Below are 8900 nucleotides of genomic sequence, written 5' to 3'. Positions count from 1 at the left end.
AACGTTCGGCACACCCCCGTGAGTTTTTCTCAGGTGACCAATGGAAGAAAGTATATGTTGCTTTAACACTGTAAAGCAACATATACTTTCCTTAACGATAAAAAATAAATGACCTGATCGCTAAACTCCTTTGTTTTCTCAATTTGTGTCCAATGGCCGCATTGAGAAAAAACATGCAATTCCACGTTTGGCAACAACTGAGCCATTTTCAAGCTGGTTTCTTGTAAAGGAATCACTTGATCCTCTCTGCCATGATGAACGATGTGTAGGGCTAAAGCACCACCTATTGAATTTCCAATAATGGACACGCTTCGATATACTTCCCCTTTTCAATCATGTAAAATCACCTCATCCCTTTTACACCGACACAGACGTGTTTACTGTCGGTTCAGCATCTCGGTTAAAACGGTAAGAGCAGTTTCAGCACACAAAATATCTTCTTCCTCACTGCCTCCAGAGACACCAATTCCTCCAACGAGATGGTCATCGATATACATTGGCACTCCACCACCAAATATGGTTAACCTCCGGGTGTGTACTATCCCGTGTAAAAGAGAGGGTTCATTTTGAATCATTGGGTACCATTCTGAAGTGGAGATACCAAACGCCGAAGCTGTATAAGCTTTGTTCCGGGAAATTTCCAAGCTTAATAGCGGCGCTCCATCCATACGTATAAATCCTTTCAAGTTTCCTCCATCGTCCACAATGGATACATTTACTCTAACTCCCAGGTCCTCTGCTTTTTGGCAGGCCGCATTCAGCATGTTCATAACAATTTGCTGGGTAATAACTGGTTTCTCATAAAATACATTCAACCTCAGGTTTCCTCCTCCCATCTTCCGTTGAAAAGTCAATCGTCACGTCTGATATCGGCCGGGCCTGGCATGCCAACACGTACCCGGCACCCCGCTCATCATCCGAAAGCGCCGATTTCGCATACATACCGTGCTCTACCTGTCCATCGACGATCAAAATTTTACATACACCGCACCCGCCGCCTTTGCAACCGACCATTACCGGCAGACCTGCAGCGGAAGCAGCATCCAGTAACGTTCGATGAGCGGGAGCTGTTGCTTCTCTTGCCTCGCCGCGTACATATATTTTGTATATATCCATCATTCAGCCTCCGCTTCTATCAAAACTGGTGAGATATGGTCCTTCTACGAATTCACCTTCATGAAGCGTTCGTTTAATTCTCGCTCAAAGTAGAAAATAGCTTTGCCAATTGATTCTTCCGTCCACGTGATCGTAGGGAAGTCCGGGTACGTAATGTAGCCACCAGCGAACACTTCATTGCGGTTGCCTGATGGATCGAAAAAGTAGATGGTCGTACCACGTGTAATACCGTGGCGCGTCGGTCCAATGTCAATCATGACATCGTTTTTCACCATGATGTCGGCGGCTTTTCGCAGTTCCACCCATTCATCAAGGAAGAAAGCAACGTGGTGCAAGCGTCCGTTTGGTCCTTTAACAAACGCGATGTCATGCGCGGTGTTCGTCTTAAACAGCCACGTGGCGAGTTTCACTTCCATTTTGTCATCAACAAGTTGCTCGCTCATATGGAAGTCGAACACGTCCGTAAATAGACGGGTTGCAGCCTCAATATCTTCCCCTGCCACCAACAGATGGTCTAAACGCGGCGGTGCTATGCCCACAAGATGATCCGGCCACGGGTCCGGATTAACAGACGGCATGCCATTGCCAACGACTTCGATTTCGTGATACAATTCAACCCAGTGTTCTGTCGGTAATTGGAACCGAATCGCTTCACCTTCTGCGATGCGCGTGCCTTTCGGAACACGTTTCACGGCCACTCCATAGTCGATTAATTTTTTTTCGTACAGATCAAGATCTTGAGCAAATTCGCATTTGAACGCCATATGCTCCAGACCGGCTATGTCCGCTTTTTCGAGGATAACGCTATGATGATCATACTCATCCCACGCTTTCAGATAGACATGATTTTCGTCGCGGGCCGTTTCGATTAACCCGAGTACATTCTTATAATAAAACACTGATTTTTCCCAATTTGGTACACGAATTTGAACGCGGCCTAAACGCATGATTGCCATATAACTTCCCCCTTTTAATTTTAAATCCCTAGTAGCCATACCCAAGTTAGTAAACGCTTTCTTAATTTTGTATGTTCGGTCAACAAAGTATAGTAGTTTCACTACATTCTGATTATGCCTGTACAATTATTACTACAATTAATATTGAATTTTCTATTATTTCAATACAGCAGTATAGGTTGAAAATCCTATCAAAAAGGAAACCGAATTTTTTGGAACCGAAGTTAAAATGCTTCTCAGGTATGATTATCTACCTGATATCTCTGATACAGGGATTCCACCAATACCCCAGTGAGTTTTCGGAACCTCCGTTACAATAACGCGAACGTTTTCCTTGGGAGCAGCAAGTGTCATACTTACTACTTCCGTTACATTCTGTATTAGTTCCTTCACTTTCTCTTCAGGGCGGCCCTGTAGAATCTGAATATTGACAAGCGGCATTTTACTCACCTCTAATTAACATCTATTCTGTCACTTTAAAACCAACTTCACCCAATCCATCAAGTTTTGCTGTAACGGTATCTCCAACGGCCAACATAACGGCCCCCGTTATACCTCCAGTTAAAATAATATCTCCGGCTTTGAGTTTTTCCCCCTTTCTTCCAAGCATGTTAGCCAGCATGGCAACCGAGTTAGCCGGGTGGCCTACTACGGCAGCCCCCGCTCCTAAATCCTTGATTTCCCCATTAATGGACAGCGTGACCCCCACCAGATCCAGCTCTAAGTTTCCAGGTCGTGTTAGCCGACTGCCAAACACCACTCTTGAAGAGGAAGCATTATCCGCAATCACATCCGGCAGTGTAAATTTAAAATTCTCGTAACGACTATCGATAATTTCAAGAGCCGGCAGAACATATTCGGTTGCAGCAAGCACCTGAGCTCCTGTAATACCCGGGCCTTCTATATCCCTTCCTAAAACAAAAGCAATTTCCGCTTCAACTTTAGGGTGAATCAGATCCCCCATAGAAACGGCTCCGCCTTCAGAGACCACCATATAATCAAATATGTAGCCATAGATAGGCTCTTCAACATTCATCTGTTTCATTTTGGCTTGGCTTGTCAAACCCATTTTCGGCCCGACAATTCGATGTCCCTGTTTGCGTTTCAGCGCAACCAGTTCTTTCAACACACAATAAGCTTCCTCAACCGTCATATCTGGATAATCCGCTGTGATTCGAAGAACTTCCCTCTTATCCATTTCAGCCTTGTGCAAAAACTCGGCCGTGGATTTAACGTTTAAAACACCCATTTTTGCATCCTCCCTTTAGCGGACAACTGATTCAAGCTTTTTCTTTGCGATTTCTGCCGCTACATCCATGATCATATCTTCTTGACCGCCTACGACTTTTCGCTTTCCAAGTTCAATCAGGATATCCCGGGAATCAATATGGAACCGCTTAGCAGCCCGCCTGGCATGAAGCAGAAAGCTGGAATATACCCCGGCATAACCTAAGACAAGACTATCCCTTGTGATCTCCTGTGGAACCTGAAGAATCTGCGCCACAATGTCTTCCGCCAGGTCCATCATCTTATAAAGATCAACCCCTGTGTAGATTCCCAGCCGTTCCAAAACGGCAATGAGTACTTCCGTTTGCGTATTTCCGGCCCCTGCCCCTAAACAACGAACACTGCCATCAATCCGCGTAGCTCCTTCTTCAATAGCAACCAGCGTATTCGCCATCGCCAGGGACAAATTGTTATGACCATGGAAACCAATATGAACACCCACATTTTGCCGCAGAGTACGAATTCTCTCCTTTACTTCATGAGGCAGCAAGGCTCCCGCAGAGTCCACAACATAAACCGTATCCGCTCCGTAACTTTCCATCAGCTTGGCCTGTTCCACGAGTTTTCCAACCGGAGCCATGTGGGCCATCATGAGAAAGCCAACCGTTTCCAACCCAAGTTCCTTAGAAAAAGCAATATGCTGGGCGGAAACATCTGCCTCTGTTACGTGAGTAGCAATCCGAGCCATTTTAGCTCCAAGATCGGCAGCCTGTTTTAGTTCTTTCATGGTCCCGACACCAGGCAGCAGCAATACAGCTACTTTTGCCTGCTCACAAACAGATACTGCTGTTTCAATCAATTCCAGTTCATTTGTGCGGGATAATCCATACTGTAAGGAAGAACCAGCCAGACCATCGCCGTGTGCAACCTCGATATAAGGCACTTGGGCTTCATCTAAAGCCTTCGCCACTTTTAGCACTTGATCTACGGTATATTGATGGGCAATAGCATGACTCCCGTCACGTAAGGCCACTTCGGTAATATAGATTTCACGTTCTTTATTCATAGATACTCCTCCTTTACACCGTTTGTTTAGCCAACTGGTGTTTGGCGAACTCTTCTGCAACCTTTACGGCCGCAGCGGTCATAATGTCAAGATTTCCAGAATACTTCGGCAAATAATCTCCTACACCTTCTACCTCCAGAAATACCGTAATCCTGTTCCCGTCAAAGATCGGCTCCGTGCGCAAACGGTATCCGGGCACATAAGACTGTACCGTTTCTACCATCTCTTGTATCGAGCGAGCAATGGCACCTTCGTCCATACTTTCTTCTTCCACTAAGGCATGCACCGTGTCTCTCATAAGAATGGGCGGTTCGGCCGGGTTTAAAATGATAATGGCCTTCCCCTTTTTGGCCCCCCCGATGACTTCGATGCCGCGGGCTGTCGTTTGTGTAAATTCATCGATGTTTGCACGTGTTCCCGGTCCCGCACTTTTACTGGAGATCGTCGCTACGATTTCGGCATAGCTGACGGCACTCACCCGATGAATCGCATGGACAATCGGGATGGTCGCCTGTCCACCGCACGTTATGAGGTTAACATTATCCTCCTCGATATGTTGACCCAGATTAACGGGAGGAACGACCAAGGATCCGACAGCAGCAGGTGTTAGGTCAAGCACTTTTTTTTCTGCTTCCCTTAATAATTTGGCATGACGAATGTGCGCTTTTGCAGAGGTTGCATCAAATACAATGTCAGCAAGCTCCGGGCGTTCAAGAAACCCCTCAATTCCTGTATCAATCACATCATATCCACGTTCTTTCGCACGATGCAAACCGTCTGAGTCTGGATCGATCCCTATCATTGCGGTTAATTGTAAAACACTGGAACGTTCCAACTTCATCATTAAATCCGTACCGATATTTCCAGAGCCAAGAATGGCTGCTTTAACTTTGGACATCACTATTCACACCTCACCTATCCTCATATTTATCTAACGTTCTAAAGAAAACTTGGCTACGTCAAGCCAAAGGCGCAGGCGATAGCCTTAGTTGCACTTATGCGTGCAGGAAAGTTATACTTTCCTATACGCCTTGGAAAAGCGCACATTCACTTCGCCCAGATGAGCAAACCGTGCCTGAAAGAGATCCCCCGGTTCAGCATTCACTGCGGCAGAAAGAGCACCTGAGAGAATCACTTCTCCCGCCTTCAAGGTAATTCCAAACTCGGATAGCTTATTGGCCAACCAGGCAACACAAGTAGCTGGATGGCCTAAGGCCGCTGCCCCGACCCCCGTGTTTATGATTTCGCCATTTTTGTAAAGAACCATTCCTACCTGAGCCAGGTCGAGTTGGTCAACGGAAAGAGGCTTTCCACCAAGCAGATAAAGTCCGGAGGAAGCATTATCAGCAATCGTATCTTGCAATTTAATTTTCCAGTCTGCCACCCGGCTATCTACAATTTCCAGGGCCGGAAGCACATAATCCGTAGCTTGCAATACATCCATAGCCTTCACTCTCGGTCCCACCAAATCTTTTTTTAGTATAAAAGCAATTTCTGCTTCCACTTTCGGTTGGAGAACCCGGTTCCATGGGATGATTCCTCCATTTTCAATTACCATATCATCCAGCAGGTGACCGTAATCCGGTTGATCCACACCCAACAAATTCTGCATGGCTAAAGAAGTTAACCCAATTTTTTTCCCTACGATATGCTGACCGGCTTCCAGTCTCTTTTGAATGGTAAGCAATTGAACTTGATACGCTTCCTCGGTAGTGATAGCCGGATCAAGTTCGGTGAGAGGTGAAACTCCTTGGCGTTTTATCTCTGCCTGGGCAAGATGCTCAGAAAATCTTCCTGCTTTTTCAACATTTATTGAATTCAAAGCGGCTCCCTCCTATAACTTGATACAAATATTCGTTAATTCACTATAGAATTCGAAGCTGTGCACTCCACCTTCACGCCCAATGCCGCTTTGTTTCATCCCACCAAATGGGGTTCGCAAATCCCGCAGGAACCAAGTATTTACCCAAATAATCCCCGCTTCAATTTGCCCGGCGACACGGTGAGCACGGCGCAAATCATTCGTCCAAAGGGAAGCGCTCAATCCATAATGCGTATCATTTGCCTGTGCAATCACTTCTTCTTCCGTATCAAAAGGAATAATGGTAACAACCGGTCCAAAAATTTCTTCGCGGACGACCCGGCAGGTGCGGTCCAATCCTACGATAATCGTCGGTTCAAGATAGTATCCTTTATTCAAACCTTCCGGACGCTTACCACCGATTAAGATTTGTCCGCCTTCCTCTTGTGCCAGTTGAATATAACTGGTTACGCGCTCGTAATGTTCCTCTGAAATGAGTGCGCCTACTTTTGTTTTTGGATCAAACGGATCTCCCACAACCATTTCTTTTGTTTTTTCCACAAATTTTTCCAGGAATTTGTCGTAGGCAGCGCGCTCAACATAGATTCGTGAACCACACATACATACTTCACCCTGGTTAACAAAACTAGATTTAAGTGTGGTTTCAATGACTTCATCCAAGTCTGAATCCGCAAAAATAATGTTGGGATTTTTGCCTCCAAGTTCATAAGAGAGCCTCTTTAATGTTTTTGCGGCAGCTTGCATGATAATTTTCCCTGTGGTTGTTTCTCCCGTAAAGGAAATCGCGTCTACATCCGGATGCTCCGTTAAAGCAGAGCCAGCAGAATCAGGACCAAACCCGTGCACAATATTGACCACTCCATCGGGCACACCGGCGTCGCGGCAAATTTCACCAAGGAGTGTAGCCGTCATCGGCGTTAATTCAGCTGGCTTGATCACGGCGGTATTCCCGGCTGCCAGGCAGGGTGCTAATTTCCAGGTCAACAATAAAAGGGGAAGGTTCCATGGGTTAATCAACGCTACAACACCGACTGGGCGGCGAATCGCATAATTGATTGCCTGGTCATCCGTTTGATAAGCCTCGGTACCTAAACCTCTTAAGTAGTCGGCAAAGAAATGAAAATTATAGGCAGCACGCGGAATATCGAGCGAGTTTGAGAGCCAAAGAGGTTTTCCGGTATCCAGCGATTCCAGATGAGCCAATTCATCCTTCCTCTCAAGGATGATATCTCCTATGCGCCGAATCACAGCAATACGGTTACTGGTAGACATCTTTTTCCACGGTCCCTTTAAAGCTTTTTTTGCTGCAGCTACAGCCAGATCAATTTCTTCTTGCCCTCCCTCAGAAACCTTACCGAGAATTTCTTCAGTTGCTGGATTAATGTTATCAAATGTTTTTCCGTTGTTTGAGGTCACGTATTTTCCGTCAATAAAATGATTACAATCAAAAGCCTTTACCTTGCTCTTCAATTCGGATTGTGCCTGCATGAAATCGATCCTCCTTTTTATTCGAAAATGTAAATAAGTTTCAAAATATGGTATTTTCAAACTTGTTTAGATTTATATTAAATTAGAAAGAGTTTCTCATACAACACCTATGTTCTCCTATACACAACACATTAAAAATTTTTTTTAGACCATTAAACTTATAGTTGTATTCTATTTATTTTGAATATGTGCTAAGCTAAAAATGTTCTTCTCAGAGGATTGATATTCTTGTATGAGTAACAAATAAAAGGGGATCACTTTCTATATGGAAAATAATAAGAAAAAAGATTATACGCTCTCTTCTGTAAAAAATGCTCTTCTTCTTTTACGCAGCTTTTCTATTGATGAGCCGGAAAAAAAAGTAACCGATTTAGCCTCTTCCTTAGGATTAGGAAAAAGTACGGTTAGTCGTTTATTAGCCACTCTTGCTAGCGAAGGATTTGTTATCAAAGATCCGGAGACGCAAAAATATCGATTAGGACTTTCCATTCTTAATTTAAATACCATCATAACTTCAAACTTGGAAGTAAATCGGGAATCACAGCCTATTCTTCAGAAGCTAGTCCATGAAATTGGAGAGACGGCACATATTGCTGTTTTGGAGGGAACAGATGTTGTCTATTTAAATAAAGTAGAATGCAAACATCCTGTTCAAATTTTATCTCATGTTGGGAGAAGAAATCCCCTGCACTGTACGAGTTCCGGGAAAGTCATCCTTGCTTATCAGGAGAAAGAGTTGATCGAACAATTCATTGAAAAAGGGCTTGAAAAGTATACCGCTCAAACGATAACCAATCCTGAAGATTTTCGAACCGTATTAAACAAAATAAAAGATCAAGGGTATGCGATCAGCATAGAGGAAATTCGAGAAGGAGTGGCGTCGATTGCCGTACCAATCCGGGACTATACGGGAAAAGTTGTTTATGCCCTTAGCGTTATCGGCCCTATTCATCGAATGAATCCGTACAACAGTTCGATGATTGCGAAAATAAAAAGTGCTGCTAAAGAAATCTCAGATAGGCTGGGTTACCTGGAAAGATTGAACCCCGACTTGGCAAGGGCCTAATCGACTTTTTCCCTTTCTTTGCAATGGTAATCGAATGTGAAAAGCAGAAAGAGCAAACAGAGCCGCCAATCCAATAATCATACACGGTTCCGGCTTTGGTGATTTCGTTCTTATTTTCCAATTCGGTTGACGTGATGCCAAGAATACAAACTCCCCCAA

General features: G+C 44.6%; 11 protein-coding genes. 1 reads left to right on the top strand and 10 read right to left on the bottom strand.

Annotated elements, in window-relative coordinates; all coding sequences use genetic code 11:
- Positions 1-62: 62 nt before the first annotated feature.
- From H525_RS0103040 to H525_RS0102995, 10 genes are all read right to left on the bottom strand, one after another.
- Positions 63-308 (bottom strand): alpha/beta fold hydrolase, encoded by a 246-nt coding sequence (locus H525_RS0103040; RefSeq protein WP_027414978.1) that lies wholly within the window; start codon positions 306-308, stop codon positions 63-65.
- A gap of 69 nt (positions 309-377) precedes the next feature.
- Positions 378-815: a GlcG/HbpS family heme-binding protein gene (locus H525_RS0103035; RefSeq protein ID WP_281172569.1), complete on the bottom strand. Its 438-nt coding sequence runs from the start codon at positions 813-815 to the stop codon at positions 378-380.
- Positions 799-1119 (bottom strand): 2Fe-2S iron-sulfur cluster-binding protein, encoded by a 321-nt coding sequence (locus tag H525_RS0103030; protein ID WP_081413193.1) that lies wholly within the window; start codon positions 1117-1119, stop codon positions 799-801. Before H525_RS0103030 ends, H525_RS0103035 begins: the two co-directional genes overlap by 17 nt.
- A 41-nt stretch (positions 1120-1160) precedes the next feature.
- On the bottom strand, positions 1161-2072 hold the full coding sequence (locus tag H525_RS0103025; RefSeq protein ID WP_027414975.1) for a catechol 2,3-dioxygenase: 912 nt from the start codon (positions 2070-2072) through the stop codon (positions 1161-1163).
- Positions 2073-2318: 246 nt separating this feature from the next.
- Complete coding sequence (locus H525_RS0103020) at positions 2319-2513, bottom strand: 4-oxalocrotonate tautomerase (RefSeq protein ID WP_027414974.1); 195 nt, start codon at positions 2511-2513, stop codon at positions 2319-2321.
- 22 nt (positions 2514-2535) lie between these two features.
- On the bottom strand, positions 2536-3321 hold the full coding sequence (locus H525_RS0103015; protein WP_027414973.1) for a 2-keto-4-pentenoate hydratase: 786 nt from the start codon (positions 3319-3321) through the stop codon (positions 2536-2538).
- 15 nt (positions 3322-3336) lie between these two features.
- Entirely contained in the window at positions 3337-4365 is a 1029-nt protein-coding gene (gene dmpG, locus H525_RS0103010) for a 4-hydroxy-2-oxovalerate aldolase (RefSeq protein WP_027414972.1), read from the bottom strand.
- Positions 4366-4378: 13 nt separating this feature from the next.
- Positions 4379-5263 (bottom strand): acetaldehyde dehydrogenase (acetylating), encoded by an 885-nt coding sequence (locus H525_RS0103005; protein WP_027414971.1) that lies wholly within the window; start codon positions 5261-5263, stop codon positions 4379-4381.
- Positions 5264-5377: 114 nt separating this feature from the next.
- On the bottom strand, positions 5378-6187 hold the full coding sequence (locus H525_RS0103000; RefSeq protein WP_425387635.1) for a 2-keto-4-pentenoate hydratase: 810 nt from the start codon (positions 6185-6187) through the stop codon (positions 5378-5380).
- Positions 6188-6199: 12 nt separating this feature from the next.
- Positions 6200-7675, bottom strand: a complete 1476-nt coding sequence (locus tag H525_RS0102995; RefSeq protein ID WP_027414969.1) for an aldehyde dehydrogenase — start codon at positions 7673-7675, stop codon at positions 6200-6202.
- Positions 7676-7940: 265 nt separating this feature from the next.
- Between H525_RS0102995 and H525_RS0102990 the strand changes: the two genes are divergently transcribed.
- Positions 7941-8741 carry an IclR family transcriptional regulator gene (locus H525_RS0102990; protein ID WP_027414968.1) on the top strand — a complete coding sequence of 267 codons (801 nt, stop codon included), beginning with the start codon at positions 7941-7943 and terminating at the stop codon, positions 8739-8741.
- Positions 8742-8900 lie beyond the last annotated feature (159 nt).

The organism is Aneurinibacillus terranovensis DSM 18919, from assembly GCF_000430625.1.
Classification (GTDB): domain Bacteria; phylum Bacillota; class Bacilli; order Aneurinibacillales; family Aneurinibacillaceae; genus Aneurinibacillus_B; species Aneurinibacillus_B terranovensis.
The sequence above is the reverse complement of the archived record's forward strand: the minus strand, read 5'-3'. Positions and strand labels throughout refer to the sequence as shown.

Bases quoted from the DNA above. Each gene is read 5' to 3' on its own strand.
- H525_RS0103030 (WP_081413193.1), bottom strand. From the start codon at position 1,119: ATGATGGATATATACAAAATATATGTACGCGGCGAGGCAAGAGAAGCA.
- H525_RS0103025 (WP_027414975.1), bottom strand. From the start codon at position 2,072: ATGGCAATCATGCGTTTAGGCCGCGTTCAAATTCGTGTACCAAATTGG.
- H525_RS0103020 (WP_027414974.1), bottom strand. From the start codon at position 2,513: ATGCCGCTTGTCAATATTCAGATTCTACAGGGCCGCCCTGAAGAGAAA.
- H525_RS0103015 (WP_027414973.1), bottom strand. From the start codon at position 3,321: ATGGGTGTTTTAAACGTTAAATCCACGGCCGAGTTTTTGCACAAGGCT.
- dmpG (WP_027414972.1), bottom strand. From the start codon at position 4,365: ATGAATAAAGAACGTGAAATCTATATTACCGAAGTGGCCTTACGTGAC.
- H525_RS0103005 (WP_027414971.1), bottom strand. From the start codon at position 5,263: ATGTCCAAAGTTAAAGCAGCCATTCTTGGCTCTGGAAATATCGGTACG.
- H525_RS0102995 (WP_027414969.1), bottom strand. From the start codon at position 7,675: ATGCAGGCACAATCCGAATTGAAGAGCAAGGTAAAGGCTTTTGATTGT.
- H525_RS0102990 (WP_027414968.1), top strand. From the start codon at position 7,941: ATGGAAAATAATAAGAAAAAAGATTATACGCTCTCTTCTGTAAAAAAT.